The following is a 14,838-nucleotide window of genomic DNA, read 5'->3' as shown; positions in this document are numbered from 1 at the left end:
GGCATTCGACAAGGAGAGAACCATGCACAAGCACAATGGATGGGTGGTCGTACTGGCCGGCCTGCTGTTCGGCTGCGCCGGCCAGCCCTCGGGCGAGCGGGTCGACCTGGGCAGCGCGGAGCGGGTCAGCCGCCTGTTTGCCTACCCCAATAACTGCAGCGCGATCTGCTACCGTGACTGGACCCTGGAACAGACCGTACAGCACTACCTCGACCAGAGCCTGGACCGCGATGGCTATGACGCCGCCCGGGTCAGGGTCGAGCGTAGCGGTGACAGGGTCTACGCCCACTTCAGCGGCGCGCCTGCCGGCTACGGTCAGCCACTGCGCCAATTGCTCGACAGTGGCGACCTGGCGTACCGGGGCGCCAGCCAGCTCAACCGCGACGGCAAGTGGCAGTACGACTGGTACTTCTTCCTGCCCCTGGGCATGGCCCTGAACAACCGCAAGAGCGTCGAGCTGCTGCACTTCCCACCGGACTATTCACTGACCCAGGCCCAGGATTACCTGCGCTCCAGCACCACCGACCGCTGGGCCGAGCTGCTGACGGTCAACGGCGTGCCTGCCGCCCAGACACCGGCCTTCCAGACCATAGTCGACTTCGCCCCCATCGCCGCGCCCTCCAATGCCGGCAGTTCCCTGGAGGACACCTACGGTTACTTCAGCGACTACCAGCAGCGCATGGTCAGCGAACTGAGCCTTGGCAGTGACGGCGCCTCCCTGCCCATGGTCGCCTTCGGCAGCCCGGTGCGCAACTGGGTGCAGCAGCGTTATGGCGTGCCCCTGGCCGTACTCGGCCTCGGCCAGATCACCCCGGTGCCGGGTCGGACGGTGGCGGTGCTGGGCGCCAACCACCCCAGCTATATCTGGTATGCGGCCGACCCGAGCAACTACGGGGGCAACCAGCAGAAGGCCGATCAGGCCGGGCTCAGGGTCATGGGCCAGGACCTCTCCGCCGCCTGCTGGCAAGCCGCAATGGGTCAGAACCCAGGGGGCGACAGCTCTGCCGCACTCAATAGCTGCAGCCAGAAGTGGCAGGTCAGCGACCAGCAACAGACCTGCGAGCTGTTCTACACCTCGATCCGCAGCCTGACGCCGGCACAGGCGCAAGCCAAGTGCAGCGCCGCGGACGCCGCCGTCGCCAGCCATTGACACGACGAGAAGCGTCGCTCGACCCGAGCGTCATCCCTGGAGCAGATACGACGAGGCCCGCTTTTGGCGGGCCTCCTTCATTCACTCCTGCAGCTTCAGGTGCGAGGTATCCGGTGGGGGCGCGGCCGGCTCGGCCGGTGTCTGGCCCATGTCGCTGCCGGGCGGCGCCAGACTCAACTGCGACAGATCGAGCGCCGGGGCTTGCGGCTGCGGTTTGTCGTCCTGCAGATCGTCGCCCAGGGGCGCGATGCCGAAATCCGGCGCATCCACTTCGGCGAAAGCGGCCATGTACTCATCCCGGGGCAGGACCTTCAGGCGCCCCGGAGCGGCCGGCGCCTGTTCGCCCGCAGCGCTCGCCTGGCTCTGCGGCGGCTCGACGACCGCCGGCGGAACCAGGTCGCTCGCGGCCGAGGGCAGGGCGGCAACCTCGACCACGGCGCCGGCACGCTCCAGGGTGGCCCGGTACTTTTCCGCCCCGGCGGCATCCAGATTGCTCTTGATCACGATGCGTCGGCCGGAGAACAACAGGGCGATGCGCTGGGCGTCGGCCTGAAACAGCTTGGCCAGATTGGCCTTGACCGACTCCAGCTGAGCCCCCGGCACCAACTGCCCGGCGAAGGCGATCTCGTAACTAGCCATGGTCACACTCCTGTCCTAATCGACGCTCAGTATGGCGCAGGTTTTTTTACCCCCACAACACGTTGCAGCCGAGCACTTGCTTGTTACACTGTGGCGTCCATCGGAGTACCCAATGTTGTATCAGGCAAAAACTATAAGAATTCTCAGCCTACTGATATTTTTCGGCCTGCTTTCAGGCCTCGGCGGATGCTCCACCTGGATGACCGGTGGTTTCAAGGATCCGGATATCCGTCTGGTCAAGGTCGAGGTCATACGGGCCAAGCTGCTGGAGCAGCGCTTCGTCCTGCGCTTTCGCATCGACAACCCCAACAGCGTCAGCCTGCCGGTGCGCGGCCTCGATTACCGGGTTCACCTCAACGAGGTGAAACTGGCCGAAGGCGAATCCGATGCCTGGTTCACCGTGCCCGCCCACGGCCATCACGTGTTCGACGTGCCGGTGCGCACCAACCTCTGGCGCCATGTGCGGCAGATCGTCAAGTTGCTCGAACACCCCGACGAACCGATCCGCTACCGCCTCGACGGCGCGGTAAAAACCGGCTTCATGTTCGGCCGCAGCGTGCACATGTCGCGCAATGGCGAGATAATTCCCGGCGATTTCATCCCGGAGTAACCCCACATGAACCAACACCCCCACGTCCACGGCCCGGATTGCGACCACGACCACGACCACCATGACCACGATCATGTGCACGGCCCGCATTGCAATCACGGCCACCAGGAGCCGGTGCGCAACGCCTTGAAGGACGTCGGCCGCAACGACCCATGCCCATGCGGCAGCCAGAAGAAATTCAAGAAATGCCACGGCGCCTGATCCGCCCATGAGCAGCCTGAGCCTGCTTCTGCTGCTGGCCGGCGCGCTCTTGGTGCTAGGGCTCGCCTGTTACGCCCTGCTGCTGTGGCGGCGGGTGTGGGCACGGCAGCGCGAGCAGGCGCATGCCGCGCAGGAGCGTCACCAACGCCTCGGCGGCGACCTGCAGCTTCTCGCCGGCAGCCTGCTCGAAGGGCAGCTGCCGCTGATCGAAGGCGCCATTCGCATCAAGGTGCTGCTCGACAACTACGACAGCACCCTGAGCCAGGACGCACGCTGCGAGGTGTTCCACCGACTGTTCGCCGCCACCGCCCACGTGCCGACCCATGCCGACTGGAAGGCGCTGGACAAGGCCGCCCGCCGGCAACACGAGAAGCACTTCAACGAGCTGGAGTTGCAACACAAGGCCGCCGCCCGCACGGCGGCACGCTGGCTGCTCGACGAGGGCTTGCAACAAAACCCGCGGCACAGCTGAGCGGGCGGCGCCCGGCCTCTTGCCAGGCGCCGCCACGCCCTCTACCTTACGCCACACCCTGCCCCGGCGCCGGGATATGGCCGCTCGCCTCGCCCAGGTTGCTAGGCTTTCCAGCGGCACCCACGCCACCACCATCCGATTCCCGCGTCCCGCAAGGAGCCCGTTGCATGTCATCGCGCGCGTTTCGTCCACTGCCCCTGCTAGGCCTGGCCACCCTCACCGTCGGCCTGCTGCTCAGCGGCTGCCAGTCCTTTCTGCAGAGTCGCTACAGCGACAGCCTGCATCCGACCCAGGGCATCGTCCGCGTCCAGGGCCTTGCGCAGAGCGTGGTGGTGCGGCGCAATGCCCTGGGCATGCCGCTGATCGAGACCACCACGTTCCACGACGCGCTGTTCGCCCTGGGCTACGTGCATGCCAGCGACCGCCTCAGCCAGATGGTCGGCCTGCGCCTGATGGCCGAGGGCCGCCTGGCGGAAATGGCCGGCCCCGGCGTGCTGGAGATCGACCGCTTCATGCGCGCGGTGAACCTGCGCAAGAGCGCCGAGATGCTGTACCGCAACGCCTCGCCGCGCCTCAAACGCTTCTTCGAGGTCTACGCCCGCGGCGTCAACGCCTACCTGTTCCGCTACCGCGACAAGCTGCCGATGGACCTGGCCGAATCCGGCTACCGCCCGCCCTACTGGAAACCCGAAGACTCGGCGCTGGTGTTCTGCCTGCTGAACTTCGGCCTGTCGGTCAACCTGCAGGAAGAGCTCGCCGCCCTGGTGCTGGCGCAGAAGGTCGGCAGCGCACAACTGGCCTGGCTGCTGCCGACCTACCCGGACGAGCCGCTGCCGTTCGAGGAGGCCGCCAAGCTCGAAGGGTTGGCGCTGGACGGCCGAATCGCCGGCCTGGAGGCGATCAGCCAGGCCGCCGACCAGCTGGCCGACGCCCACATGCTCGGCGTCGCGGCCTCGAACAACTGGGCCATCGCCCCGCAGAACAGCCGCAGCGGCAAGAGTCTGCTGGCCAACGACACCCACCTGCCCCTGGCACTGCCCTCGGCCTGGAACTTCGTGCAGATCCGCTCGCCGAAATTCCAGGCCGCCGGCGTATCGATCGCCGGCGTCCCCGCCGTGGTCGCCGGGTTCAACGGCAAGCTGGGCTGGGGCATGACCATGGTCATGGGCGACAACCAGGACCTGTTCCTGGAGAAGCTCAAGCACGAAGGCGGCCGTCTCTACTACCAGGCCGACGACCAGTGGCTGCCCGCCCGGGAGCGCCAGGAGACCTTCTTCATCAAGGGTGAGCGACCGATCCGCGAGACCCTCTACGAAACCCGCCACGGCCCGCTGCTGAACTCGGTGCTGGGCGAGCGCAAGCACCGCCTGCAGCCGCTGCAACTGAGCAGCGGTTACGGCCTGGCCCTGCAGACCGCACAGTTCGAAGCGGACCAGAGCCTGGATGCCTTCTTCGACCTATCCCGTGCCCAGTCGGTGGAACAGGCCTTCGAGGCGACCCGGGAAATCCGCGCCATGCCGCTGAACGTCGTCTTCGCCGATGCCGAGCACATCGGCTGGCAGGTCACCGGGCGCTTCCCCAACCGCCGCGAAGGCCTCGGTCTGCTGCCCTCGCCCGGCTGGGACGGCCGCTACGACTGGGACGGCTTCGCCGACCCGATTCTCCATCCCTACGACCAAGACCCGCCGCAGGGCTGGCTGGGCACCGCCAACCAGCGCAGCGTCAACCGCGGCTACGGCATGCAGCTGTCCAACTCCTGGTACTACCCCGAGCGCGCCGAGCGCATCGCCACCCTGGCCGGCAGCGGCAAGCACGACCGCGCCAGCATGATCGCCATGCAGTACGACCAGACCTCGCCCTTCGTCGCCAAGCTCCAGGCCATGTTCGCCGCCCCTGGCATGGCCGAAGCCCTGCAGCAGGCCATTGACGCCCTGCCACCGAGCCAGCGCGACAAGGCCCGCGAGGCGCTCAACCGCCTGCAGGCCTTCGACGGCAAGCTCGCTGCCGATTCGGCCGACGCCGCGCTGTACGGCGCCTTCCTCCATGAAAGCGCGCGGCAGATCTTCCTCGACGAGTTGGGCCCGGATACCAGTGCCGCCTGGAAGGCGCTGGTGCAGGCCGCCGACAGCTCCTACTCGGCCCAGGCCGACCACCTGCTGGGCCGCGAGGACAGCCCGTTCTGGGACGACCTCGCGACGCCGCAGAAGGAAGACAAACCGGCCATACTCGCCCGCAGCCTGGCCGCCGCCATGAGCCTCGGCCAGGCACGCCTGGGCCAGGACCCACGGACCTGGCAGTGGGGCCGGCTGCACAGCTACAACTGGCGCAGCGAAACCAGCCAACTGGCCCAATACATGGGCGCCAGCCAGCGTGCCAGCATCAACGCACTGAAGGACTACCTGGATCGCGGCCCCTACCCGGCCGGCGGCGACCACAGTACCCTCAACGTCTCGGCCTACCGCTGGGGCGAGGACTTCGACACCTGGCTGATCCCCGCCATGCGCATCGTCGTCGACTTCGCCAGCGAGGAACCCCTGCTCGGCCTGAACAGCTCGGGCCAGTCCGGCAACCCGGCCAGCGCGCATTACGCCGACGGCATCGAAGCCTGGCTCAAGGGGCGCTACATGGTGTTTCCGTTCCAGCCGCAGAACCTCGACAAGGTCTACGGCACGCGACGGCTGCTGCTGATGCCGGGCCAATAACTACCGTTCGTCGGCTATTTTTGAACTCATAACCGGAGCCTCCAGTCCGACTTAGCGGACTTACTCCATAGTTCATCACTTAAGGGCGCCTATTGGCGTCCTTTCTTTTGCCTGCGACAAAGCCCCTGCGCCCCTGACAGCGCCGGGCATCCATCATTCCTCGCAGATGCTGGTCACGGTGATGCCGTAGCGCTCCAGCAGGCGCACGGCCGGTGTCTGCACCTCATAGGGGCGATCCTTCGGTTCCTCACGCTCATAGTCGCGCTCGGCCATTTCCAGCAACCACTGCACGGCCTGCTCCATGCTCGGTTTGGTCGTCGACTCGACCTCCAACACCCCGGTCCCCTCGTCTTTGCTGTAGGTAATCATCCACTTAGCCATAAGCTGCGATTTCCCCTCGGGTTCTCTCGGTTACCCCGCCGCGGGCGGGCGCCATGTGCTTTAGAGTCCGCCAGCCCCCCGGCAGTTCGACGGGAAGGGGGAAGCCAGAGCCGGCTACGGCTCGCCGAACGCCGGGCACAAAAAAGCCGGGCAAGCCCGGCTTTGCTCTTACTCGTTGTCGCCAGGCCGCTCAGGCCTTGGGCAGGGTCACACCCTGCTGGCCTTGGTACTTGCCGCCACGGTCCTTGTAGGACACCTCGCAGGCCTCATCGGATTCGAGGAACAGCATCTGCGCCACGCCCTCGTTGGCATAGATTTTCGCCGGCAGGGTGGTGGTGTTGGAGAACTCCAGGGTCACATGGCCTTCCCACTCCGGCTCCAGCGGGGTGACGTTGACGATGATGCCGCAACGCGCATAGGTACTCTTGCCCAGGCAGATGGTCAGCACATTACGTGGAATACGGAAGTACTCGACGGTGCGCGCCAGGGCGAAGGAGTTCGGCGGGATGATGCACACGTCGCTCTTCACATCGACGAAGCTCTTCTCGTCGAAGTTCTTCGGGTCGACGGTGGCCGAATTGATATTGGTGAACACCTTGAATTCATCGGCGCAACGCACGTCGTAGCCGTAACTGGAGACCCCGAAGGAGATCAGCGGCGCATTGCCTTCGGTGCGCACCTGACGCTCGACGAAAGGCTCGATCATGCCGTGCTCTTGGGCCATGCGGCGAATCCACTTGTCCGATTTGATGCTCATGGCGGGCGTCCTGAATGGGCTGATGGTGAAAAAGTGAGCGCATCTTACCGGGGCGAGCGAGCGGGTTCAAAGGCTGTCGACCGACGCGTTCCGACGCCCCGCCGAACGCCCCCCGACCCATTAATTCGCGAAAAGGCGCACAGAGCATTCGCGCTTCGCGGCAAAAGCGGGTATGGTGGCCCCACTGTGCTGCATGTGTCACCGCGAATCGCTACTTGATGCCTAGATTTCGATCCAAACATCGTCCGACTCCTAGTACTCGTTGCACTCAGTCCCGGCCTGGGCTTTTCCAGGGCTGCTATTACTTTTGTTAGGAGATTTCACATGTCCAATCGTCAGACTGGCACCGTTAAGTGGTTCAACGATGAAAAAGGCTACGGCTTCATCACCCCGCAATCCGGTGACGACCTGTTCGTTCACTTCAAAGCTATCCAGAGCGATGGCTTCAAGACCCTGAAAGAAGGTCAGCAGGTCTCCTTCGTGGCCACCCGTGGTCAGAAAGGCATGCAAGCTGAGGAAGTTCAGGTTATCTAACCTGCACCGACTCGAAAAAAGCCCCGCCTAGGCGGGGCTTTTTTGTGCCTGGAGAACAGTCAGTCGTCGCTGACCTTGATGCTCGGCATCGCCGGCTGCGCGGCCTGGGCGATGCGCGCACCGACGCTGCGGGCCATGGCCTGGTAGAGCATGGCGATCTGGCTCTCCGGGTCGGCGATGGTGGTCGGCTTGCCGCCATCGGACTGCAGGCGGATGGCCATCGACAGCGGCATGGAGGCCAGCAGGTCGACCCCGAACTGTGCCGCCAGCCGCTCGCCGCCGCCCTCGCCGAACAGGTGCTCGGCATGGCCGCAGTTGGAGCAGATGTGCACCGCCATGTTCTCCACCACACCCAGCACCGGGATATGCACCTTGCGGAACATCTCCACGCCCTTCTTGGCATCCAGCAGGGCCAGGTCCTGGGGCGTGGTGACGATCACCGCGCCGGCCACCGGCACCTTCTGCGCCAGAGTCAGCTGGATGTCGCCGGTGCCCGGTGGCATGTCCACCACCAGGTAATCCAGGTTGTCCCAGGCAGTCTGGGTGATCAGCTGGATCAGCGCACCGGAGACCATCGGCCCGCGCCACACCACCGGGGTGTTCTCGTCGGTGAGGAAGGCCATGGACATCACCTGCACGCCATGCGCCTGAAGCGGCACGAACCACTTCTGCTCCTTGACCTCGGGCCGGGTACCCTCGGCGACGCCGAACATGATGCCCTGGCTCGGCCCATAGATGTCCGCATCGAGGATGCCGACCCGCGCGCCTTCACGGGCCAGGGCCAGGGCCAGGTTGGCCGCGGTGGTTGACTTGCCCACCCCGCCCTTGCCCGAGGCCACGGCGATGATGTTCTTCACGTTGGCCAGGGCCGGCACCTGCTCCTGGCCCTTGTGCGCCTCGACCCGGCAGTCGACCTGCACCTGGGCCTTGGCCACGCCCTCCAGATTCTCCAGGGCCATCTGCAGCATCTGCGCCCAGCCGCCCCTGAACAGCTCGGCGGCATAGCCCAGCTCCAGACGCACGCGCACCTGGTCGCCCTGGATATCGACCTCGCGCAGGCAGCCGGCACTGACCGGGTCCTGATTGAGGTGGGGATCGGTGTATTGACGCAGGGCGGCTTCCACCGCCTGACGGGTCACGACGCTCATGGCAACTCCAGAAAAGACCGAGTAAAACAGACGGCCATCCTAACCGAGCGCCGGCTCCAACGCATGCCCGCCGCCCCATGGCGAGCGCCGGCGTCGCCGCCACGCATGTCGAGGCCGCAGCCAGGAAGCGCACACGGGTGCACGGGCGGATGAAAAAAAACCGCTGCGCCTATATAGTTGCCGACTCCCTTCGTTTTACCAGTGCAGCCGATCCCCATGTCCGAAGCCCGCAAGATTCTCGTCACCAGCGCCCTGCCCTACGCCAACGGCTCGATCCATCTCGGCCATATGCTCGAGTACATCCAGACCGACATGTGGGTGCGCTATCAGAAACTGCGCGGCAACCAGTGCATCTACGTCTGCGCCGACGACGCCCACGGCTCGGCCATCATGCTGCGCGCCGAGAAGCAGGGCATCAGCGCCGAGCAGCTGATCGCCGAGGTGCAGGCCGAGCACAGCGCCGACTTCGCCGACTTCGGGGTCGACTTCGACAACTACCACTCGACCCATTCCGAGGAGAACCGCGAGCTGTCGGCGGCCATCTACCTGAAGCTGCGCGACGCCGGGCATATCGCCACCCGCTCGGTGACCCAGTATTTCGACCCGGAAAAGGGCATGTTCCTCGCCGACCGCTTCATCAAGGGCACCTGCCCCAAGTGCGCGGCCGAGGACCAGTACGGCGACAACTGCGAGAAGTGCGGCGCCACCTACGCGCCGACCGAGCTGAAGAACCCGCGCTCGGCCATCTCCGGCGCGGTGCCGGAGCTGCGCGACTCCAAGCACTTCTTCTTCAAGCTGCCGGACTTCCAGGCCATGCTCGAGCAGTGGACCCGCAGCGGTACCCTGCAGGACGCGGTGGCCAACAAGATCGCCGAATGGCTGGATGCCGGCCTGCAGGAATGGGACATCAGCCGCGACGCGCCCTATTTCGGTTTCGAGATCCCCGACGAGCCGGGCAAGTACTTCTACGTCTGGCTGGACGCGCCGATCGGCTATATGGCCAGCTTCAAGAATCTGTGCGCCAAGCGCCCGGAGCTGGACTTCGACGCCTTCTGGAACAAGGGTTCGACCGCCGAGCTGTACCACTTCATCGGCAAGGACATCGTCAACTTCCACGCCCTGTTCTGGCCGGCCATGCTCGAAGGCGCCGGCCTGCGCACGCCCAGCGCCATCAACGTGCATGGCTACCTGACCGTCAACGGGCAGAAGATGTCCAAGTCCCGCGGCACCTTCATCAAGGCGCGCACCTACCTCGATCACCTCAACCCCGAGTACCTGCGCTACTACTACGCGGCCAAGCTGGGCCGCGGCGTCGACGACCTCGACCTGAACCTCGAGGACTTCGTGCAGAAGGTCAACTCCGACCTGGTCGGCAAGGTGGTGAACATCGCCAGCCGCTGCGCCGGCTTCATCCACAAGGGCAATGGCGGCATGCTGGTAGCCGCCGACCCGGCGCCGGAGCTGACCGAGGCCTTCAAGGGCGCCGCGCCGTCCATCGCCGAGGCCTACGAGGCCCGCGACTTCGCCCGCGCCATGCGCGAGATCATGGCCCTGGCCGACCGCGCCAACGCCTGGATCGCCGACAAGGCACCCTGGGCGCTGAACAAGCAGGAGGGCAAGCAGGCCGAGGTCCAGGAAATCTGCGCCCTGGGCATCAACCTGTTCCGCCAGCTGGTGATCTTCCTCAAGCCGGTGCTGCCGAAGCTGGCCGCCGATGCCGAGGCCTTCCTCAATGTCGCGCCGCTGACCTGGGACGACCACCAGAGCCTGCTCGCCGACCATCGACTGAACCCCTTCAGCGCCCTGCTGACCCGCATCGAGCCGGCGAAGATCGACGCCATGATCGAGGCCTCCAAGGAGGACCTGGTCGCCGAGGCCAGCAAGCCGGCCGGGACCCCGGATGTCGGCAACGGCGAACTGACCAAGGAGCCCCTGGCCGCCGAGATCAATTTCGATGCCTTCGCCGCCGTCGATCTGCGCATCGCCCTGATCGAGAAGGCCGAGTTCGTCGAGGGCGCCGACAAGCTGCTGCGCCTGTCCCTGGACATCGGCGATGCCAAGCGCAACGTGTTCTCCGGCATCAAGAGCGCCTACCCGGAGCCGAGCGCGCTGGAAGGCCGCCTGACCCTCTACGTGGCCAACCTGGCCCCGCGCAAGATGAAGTTCGGCATCAGCGAGGGCATGGTGCTGGCCGCCGGCCCGGGCGGCGAGGAAATCTACCTGCTCAGCCCCGACAGCGGCGCCAAACCGGGCCAACGGGTCAAGTAAGGCTTAGCCCGGAGCACGCTACGCTGTTATGACGCGGCGACACGCCGGCCTATGCCGGCTTGTCTGCACCGGGCGCCTTCCCGATAATAGGCGCCCTTTTTCCACGGCCCTTGCCTGTCCACCACGGTACCCGCAATGACCGAACTCGCCCTGATCATGGTAAGCGCCATCCTGGTCAACAACTTCGTGTTGGTGCAGTTCCTCGGCCTCTGCCCGTTCATGGGCGTGTCGAAGAAGATCGAGACGGCCATCGGCCTGTCCCTGGCCACCACCTTCGTCCTGACCCTGGCCGCCATGTGCAGCTACCTGGTCCAGCAGTATGTGCTCAAGCCCCTGGACCTGGAGTTCCTGCGCACCATCAGCTTCATCCTGGTGATCGCCGTGACCGTGCAGTTCACCGAGATGGTGGTGAACAAGACCAGCCCGCTGTTGTACCGCGTGCTGGGCATCTTCCTGCCGCTGATCACCACCAACTGCATCGTCCTGGGCGTGGCCCTGCTCAACGCCAACAAGGCCGAGTTCACCTTCGTCAGCGCCACCGCCAACGGCTTCGCCGCCGGCCTGGGCTTCTCCTTGGTGCTGGTGCTGTTCGCCGCCATGCGCGAGCGCATCGCCATCGCCGACGTGCCCAAGGCCTTCCAGGGCGCGGCCATCGGCATGGTCACCGCCGGGCTGATGTCCCTGGCGTTCATGGGCTTCACCGGGTTGATCAAGCTATGAGCCTGGTGATCAGCGCGGTACTCGCCCTGCTCGGCCTGTGCCTGGTGTGCGGAGCCATCCTCGGCTATGCCGCGGTGCGCTTTCGCGTCGAGGGCAACCCCATCGCCGAGCAGATCAACGCCCTGCTGCCGCAGACCCAGTGCGGCCAATGCGGCTACCCCGGCTGCAAGCCCTACGCCGAGGCGATCGCCGGCGGCGACAAGATCAACAAGTGCCCGCCCGGCGGCGAGGCCACCATTGCCGCCCTGGCCGACTTGCTGGACGTCGAACCCGAGCCGCTGGATGCGGTGGAAGGCGAGAAGCCGCAGATGGTCGCCTTTATCCGCGAGGCCGAGTGCATCGGCTGCACCAAGTGCATCCAGGCCTGCCCGGTGGACGCCATAGTCGGCGCGGCCAAGCAGATGCACACGGTGATCGCCAGCGAGTGCACCGGCTGCGACCTGTGCGTCGAGCCCTGCCCGGTGGACTGCATCGACATGCTGGAAGTCGGCAGCACGGTGCAGAGCTGGAAGTGGCAGCTGCCCCTGCCGCCCGGCCAGCTGATCGCCAGTGACCGGGAGCAGGCCGCATGAGCGCGCAGAACATGATTTGGGATATCCACGGCGGCATCCATCCGCCCGAGCGCAAGGAACTGTCCAACCGCTCGGCCGTGCAGCCGGCGCCGCTGCCCAAGCGCCTGATACTGCCGCTGAACCAGCACGTAGGCGCGACTGCCGAGCCCCTGGTGGTGGTCGGCGAGGCGGTGTTCAAGGGGCAGAAGATCGCCGAGGCCAGCGGTTTCGTCAGCGCCCCGCTGCATGCACCGACCTCCGGCATCGTCAGCTTCGTCGGCCCGCAGCCCTACCCCCATGTGTCCGGCATGCTCGCCCCGGCCATCGTCATCGACAGCGACGGCCAGGAGCAGTGGTGCGACCTCGAGCCCTGCCCCGATTATCGCCAGCTTGAGCCCGAGGCCCTGCTGGAGAAGATCCGCCAGGCCGGCATCAGCGGCCTGGGCGGCGCCGGCTTCCCCACCGCGGTCAAGCTCGCGGCGCGGCCGACCCAGAAGATCCACACGCTGATCATCAACGGCACCGAGTGCGAGCCGTACATCACCGCCGACGACCTGCTGATGCGCGAGAAGGCCGCCGAGCTGGTCGGCGGTATCGAGATCCTGGTCCAGCTGATCCAGCCCGAACAGGTGCTGATCGGCATCGAGGACAACAAGCCCGAGGCCATCGCCGCGGTAAAGGCCGCGGTGGGCGAGCGGCCCTTCGGCGTGCGGGTGTTCCCGACCAAGTACCCCTCCGGCGGCGAGAAGCAGCTGATCCAGATCCTCACCGGCGTCGAGGTGCCCAGCGGCGGCCTGCCCGCCGATATCGGCATGCTCTGCCAGAACGTCGGCAGCGCCGTGGCCATCCACGAGGCGGTGGTGCACGGCAAGCCGCTGATCAGCCGCATCACCACCCTCACCGGCGAGGCCCTGGCGCAGCCGATGAACGTCGAGGCACTGCTCGGCACCCCGGTCGGCGAGCTGCTGGCGTTTGCTGGCCTGCAGGCCGACAAACTGCACCGCCTGGTCATGGGCGGCCCGATGATGGGTTTCACCCTGCCCAGCCTCGAAGTGCCGCTGATCAAGACCACCAACTGCCTGCTGGCCGCCAGCGCCGAGGAACTGCCGCCACCGCCGCCGGCGCTGCCGTGCATCCGCTGCGGCGAATGCGCCGAGGCCTGCCCGGCCACCCTGCTGCCGCAGCAGCTGCACTTCTTCGCCCTCGGCCAGGAACACGAGCAGCTGCGGGCGCATAACCTGTTCGACTGCATCGAATGCGGCGCCTGCGCCTACGTCTGCCCCTCGAACATCCCCCTGGTGCAGTACTACCGGGCAGCCAAGGGCGAGATCCGCGAGCTGGAACAGAAGCAGATCAAGGCCGAACACTCCAAGCAGCGCTTCGAGTTGCGCCAGGAGCGCCTGCGCCGCGCCGAGGAGCAGAAGGAGGCCGAGCGCCAAGCCCGCGCCGAACGCGCCGCCCGGGCCAAGGCGATCCAGGCCGAGACCTCCGCCGGCCTGCTGGAGGAGGACGCCGTGTCCGCCGCGCCGACTGCCAAGGTCAGTAGCCTGAGCGATGCACAGAAGAAGCTGAAGATCGAGGCCAGCATGGCCCAGGTCGCCCTGAAGAAGGCCGAGAAGCAACTGGCCGCCCACGACACCCCGGAGCTGCAGGCTCAGGTCAGCGAGCTGCGCGCCGCCGCCGAGGCGGCGCAGAAGGCCCTGGACGCCGCCCTGGCCAGCGCGCCCCCGGCCGCCCCGGCCGTGGACGACGCGGCCCTGAAGAAGGCCAAGATCGATGCCGCCATGCTCCGCGCCCAGCTGCGCAAGCTGGAGAAGCTCGAAGCCCCGGACGACGATCAGCAGGCCGAGCTGGCACGCCTGCGCCAGCAGCTCGAGGCAGCCGAGAAGCTACTCGACAGCCTGCAGAACCAGGCACCCGCCGCGCCGGCCAAGGCCGTGGACGACGGTGCCCTGAAGAAGGCCAAGATCGACGCCGCCATGCTCCGTGCCCAGCTGCGCAAGCTGGAGAAGCTCGAAACCCCGGACGACGATCAGCAGGCCGAGCTGGCGCGCCTGCGCCAGCAGCTCGAGGCAGCCGAGAAGCTACTCGACAGCCTGCAGAACCAGGCGCCCGCCGCGCCGGCCAAGGCCGTGGACGACGGTGCCCTGAAGAAGGCCAAGATCGACGCCGCCATGCTCCGTGCCCAGCTGCGCATGCTGGAGAAGCTGGAGGTCCCGGACGACGACCAGCAGGCCGAACTGGCGCGCCTGCGCCAGCAGCTCGAAGAAGCCGAGAAACTGCTGGACGGCCTGCAGAACCAGGCACCCGCCGCGCCGGCCAAGGCGACGCCAAGCGACAAGGTCGATCCGCTGAAGAAGGCCAAGGTCGAGCTGGCGATGAAACGCGCCGAGCTGAAGAAGGCCGAGAAAGCCGAAGTCGCGGAGGCCGAGTTGGAGCCCCTGCGAGCGGCCGTCGCCGCGGCCGAGCAGGCCCTGCACGACGCCGAAGTCGCCTCCAGCAAGCCGGCGCCCGAACTGGTACGCAGCGACAAGCGCCCGGTCGATGACGCCACCCGCGCCTTGAAGACCGAGGTGGCCTTCGCCCGCGCCGACCTGCGCAAGCTGGAGCGCGACGGCGGCGCCACGGCCGAGGCGTTGGAGGCTGCGCGCCGGCGTCTGGCCGAGGCCGAAGACAAACTGCAGCAACACACCGAGTCGTAGGGC

14 protein-coding genes are annotated in these 14,838 nt (G+C 66.5%); 10 read left to right on the top strand and 4 right to left on the bottom strand.

Features of this window, described 5'->3' with window-relative positions; genetic code table 11:
- The first annotated feature begins 22 nt into the window (after positions 1-22).
- Positions 23-1,150: a hypothetical protein gene (locus SBP02_RS06400; protein WP_318645559.1), complete on the top strand. Its 1,128-nt coding sequence runs from the start codon at positions 23-25 to the stop codon at positions 1,148-1,150.
- An 81-nt stretch (positions 1,151-1,231) separates the two neighbouring features.
- Here the strand turns inward: SBP02_RS06400 and SBP02_RS06395 are convergent, their stop codons facing one another.
- Positions 1,232-1,789, bottom strand: coding sequence for a hypothetical protein (locus SBP02_RS06395; protein WP_318645558.1), 558 nt, complete (start codon positions 1,787-1,789; stop codon positions 1,232-1,234).
- Positions 1,790-1,901: 112 nt separating this feature from the next.
- On the opposite strand from SBP02_RS06395, the gene SBP02_RS06390 reads away from it, so the two are divergent.
- The 4 genes from SBP02_RS06390 (at position 1,902) to SBP02_RS06375 (ending at position 5,774) form a co-directional block, all read left to right on the top strand.
- Positions 1,902-2,399 carry an LEA type 2 family protein gene (locus tag SBP02_RS06390; RefSeq protein WP_318645557.1) on the top strand — a complete coding sequence of 166 codons (498 nt, stop codon included), beginning with the start codon at positions 1,902-1,904 and terminating at the stop codon, positions 2,397-2,399.
- A 6-nt stretch (positions 2,400-2,405) separates the two neighbouring features.
- Positions 2,406-2,600: an SEC-C metal-binding domain-containing protein gene (locus tag SBP02_RS06385; RefSeq protein ID WP_318645556.1), complete on the top strand. Its 195-nt coding sequence runs from the start codon at positions 2,406-2,408 to the stop codon at positions 2,598-2,600.
- Positions 2,601-2,607: 7 nt separating this feature from the next.
- A complete protein-coding gene (locus tag SBP02_RS06380; protein WP_318645555.1) occupies positions 2,608-3,072 on the top strand; it encodes a DUF2489 domain-containing protein in 465 nt (154 codons plus the stop codon).
- Between the two features lie 167 nt (positions 3,073-3,239).
- Entirely contained in the window at positions 3,240-5,774 is a 2,535-nt protein-coding gene (locus tag SBP02_RS06375) for a penicillin acylase family protein (protein WP_318645554.1), read from the top strand.
- 153 nt (positions 5,775-5,927) lie between these two features.
- Here the strand turns inward: SBP02_RS06375 and SBP02_RS06370 are convergent, their stop codons facing one another.
- Both SBP02_RS06370 and dcd read right to left on the bottom strand, forming a co-directional pair.
- Positions 5,928-6,155 carry a hypothetical protein gene (locus SBP02_RS06370; RefSeq protein ID WP_318645553.1) on the bottom strand — a complete coding sequence of 76 codons (228 nt, stop codon included), beginning with the start codon at positions 6,153-6,155 and terminating at the stop codon, positions 5,928-5,930.
- A 190-nt stretch (positions 6,156-6,345) separates the two neighbouring features.
- Positions 6,346-6,912: a dCTP deaminase gene (dcd, locus tag SBP02_RS06365; protein ID WP_213638766.1), complete on the bottom strand. Its 567-nt coding sequence runs from the start codon at positions 6,910-6,912 to the stop codon at positions 6,346-6,348.
- A gap of 324 nt (positions 6,913-7,236) precedes the next feature.
- On the opposite strand from dcd, the gene SBP02_RS06360 reads away from it, so the two are divergent.
- Complete coding sequence (locus SBP02_RS06360; RefSeq protein WP_013714598.1) at positions 7,237-7,446, top strand: cold-shock protein; 210 nt, start codon at positions 7,237-7,239, stop codon at positions 7,444-7,446.
- A gap of 59 nt (positions 7,447-7,505) precedes the next feature.
- On the opposite strand, the gene apbC is transcribed toward SBP02_RS06360, so the two are convergent.
- Positions 7,506-8,594 carry an iron-sulfur cluster carrier protein ApbC gene (gene apbC / locus SBP02_RS06355; protein ID WP_318645552.1) on the bottom strand — a complete coding sequence of 363 codons (1,089 nt, stop codon included), beginning with the start codon at positions 8,592-8,594 and terminating at the stop codon, positions 7,506-7,508.
- A 216-nt stretch (positions 8,595-8,810) separates the two neighbouring features.
- Between apbC and metG the strand changes: the two genes are divergently transcribed.
- The 4 genes from metG to rsxC all read left to right on the top strand — a co-directional run bounded on the left by metG (position 8,811) and on the right by rsxC (position 14,835).
- Positions 8,811-10,862, top strand: a complete 2,052-nt coding sequence (gene metG / locus SBP02_RS06350; RefSeq protein WP_318645551.1) for a methionine--tRNA ligase — start codon at positions 8,811-8,813, stop codon at positions 10,860-10,862.
- Positions 10,863-10,997: 135 nt separating this feature from the next.
- Positions 10,998-11,582 carry an electron transport complex subunit RsxA gene (gene rsxA, locus SBP02_RS06345; protein ID WP_318645550.1) on the top strand — a complete coding sequence of 195 codons (585 nt, stop codon included), beginning with the start codon at positions 10,998-11,000 and terminating at the stop codon, positions 11,580-11,582.
- Positions 11,579-12,154 carry an electron transport complex subunit RsxB gene (gene rsxB, locus SBP02_RS06340; protein ID WP_318645549.1) on the top strand — a complete coding sequence of 192 codons (576 nt, stop codon included), beginning with the start codon at positions 11,579-11,581 and terminating at the stop codon, positions 12,152-12,154. The genes rsxA and rsxB overlap by 4 nt, the downstream gene beginning before the upstream one ends.
- On the top strand, positions 12,151-14,835 hold the full coding sequence (gene rsxC / locus SBP02_RS06335; protein ID WP_318645548.1) for an electron transport complex subunit RsxC: 2,685 nt from the start codon (positions 12,151-12,153) through the stop codon (positions 14,833-14,835). The genes rsxB and rsxC overlap by 4 nt, the downstream gene beginning before the upstream one ends.
- Positions 14,836-14,838: the final 3 nt, after the last annotated feature.

The organism is Pseudomonas benzenivorans (genome assembly GCF_033547155.1).
GTDB classification, from domain to species: domain Bacteria; phylum Pseudomonadota; class Gammaproteobacteria; order Pseudomonadales; family Pseudomonadaceae; genus Aquipseudomonas; species Aquipseudomonas benzenivorans_B.
The sequence above is the reverse complement of the archived record's forward strand: the minus strand, read 5'-3'. Positions and strand labels throughout refer to the sequence as shown.

Bases quoted from the DNA above. Each gene is read 5' to 3' on its own strand.
- metG (WP_318645551.1), top strand. From the start codon at position 8,811: ATGTCCGAAGCCCGCAAGATTCTCGTCACCAGCGCCCTGCCCTACGCC.
- apbC (WP_318645552.1), bottom strand. From the start codon at position 8,594: ATGAGCGTCGTGACCCGTCAGGCGGTGGAAGCCGCCCTGCGTCAATAC.
- SBP02_RS06385 (WP_318645556.1), top strand. From the start codon at position 2,406: ATGAACCAACACCCCCACGTCCACGGCCCGGATTGCGACCACGACCAC.
- SBP02_RS06370 (WP_318645553.1), bottom strand. From the start codon at position 6,155: ATGGCTAAGTGGATGATTACCTACAGCAAAGACGAGGGGACCGGGGTG.
- SBP02_RS06390 (WP_318645557.1), top strand. From the start codon at position 1,902: ATGTTGTATCAGGCAAAAACTATAAGAATTCTCAGCCTACTGATATTT.
- SBP02_RS06395 (WP_318645558.1), bottom strand. From the start codon at position 1,789: ATGGCTAGTTACGAGATCGCCTTCGCCGGGCAGTTGGTGCCGGGGGCT.
- rsxC (WP_318645548.1), top strand. From the start codon at position 12,151: ATGAGCGCGCAGAACATGATTTGGGATATCCACGGCGGCATCCATCCG.
- rsxB (WP_318645549.1), top strand. From the start codon at position 11,579: ATGAGCCTGGTGATCAGCGCGGTACTCGCCCTGCTCGGCCTGTGCCTG.
- rsxA (WP_318645550.1), top strand. From the start codon at position 10,998: ATGACCGAACTCGCCCTGATCATGGTAAGCGCCATCCTGGTCAACAAC.
- SBP02_RS06400 (WP_318645559.1), top strand. From the start codon at position 23: ATGCACAAGCACAATGGATGGGTGGTCGTACTGGCCGGCCTGCTGTTC.
- SBP02_RS06360 (WP_013714598.1), top strand. From the start codon at position 7,237: ATGTCCAATCGTCAGACTGGCACCGTTAAGTGGTTCAACGATGAAAAA.
- dcd (WP_213638766.1), bottom strand. From the start codon at position 6,912: ATGAGCATCAAATCGGACAAGTGGATTCGCCGCATGGCCCAAGAGCAC.
- SBP02_RS06375 (WP_318645554.1), top strand. From the start codon at position 3,240: ATGTCATCGCGCGCGTTTCGTCCACTGCCCCTGCTAGGCCTGGCCACC.
- SBP02_RS06380 (WP_318645555.1), top strand. From the start codon at position 2,608: ATGAGCAGCCTGAGCCTGCTTCTGCTGCTGGCCGGCGCGCTCTTGGTG.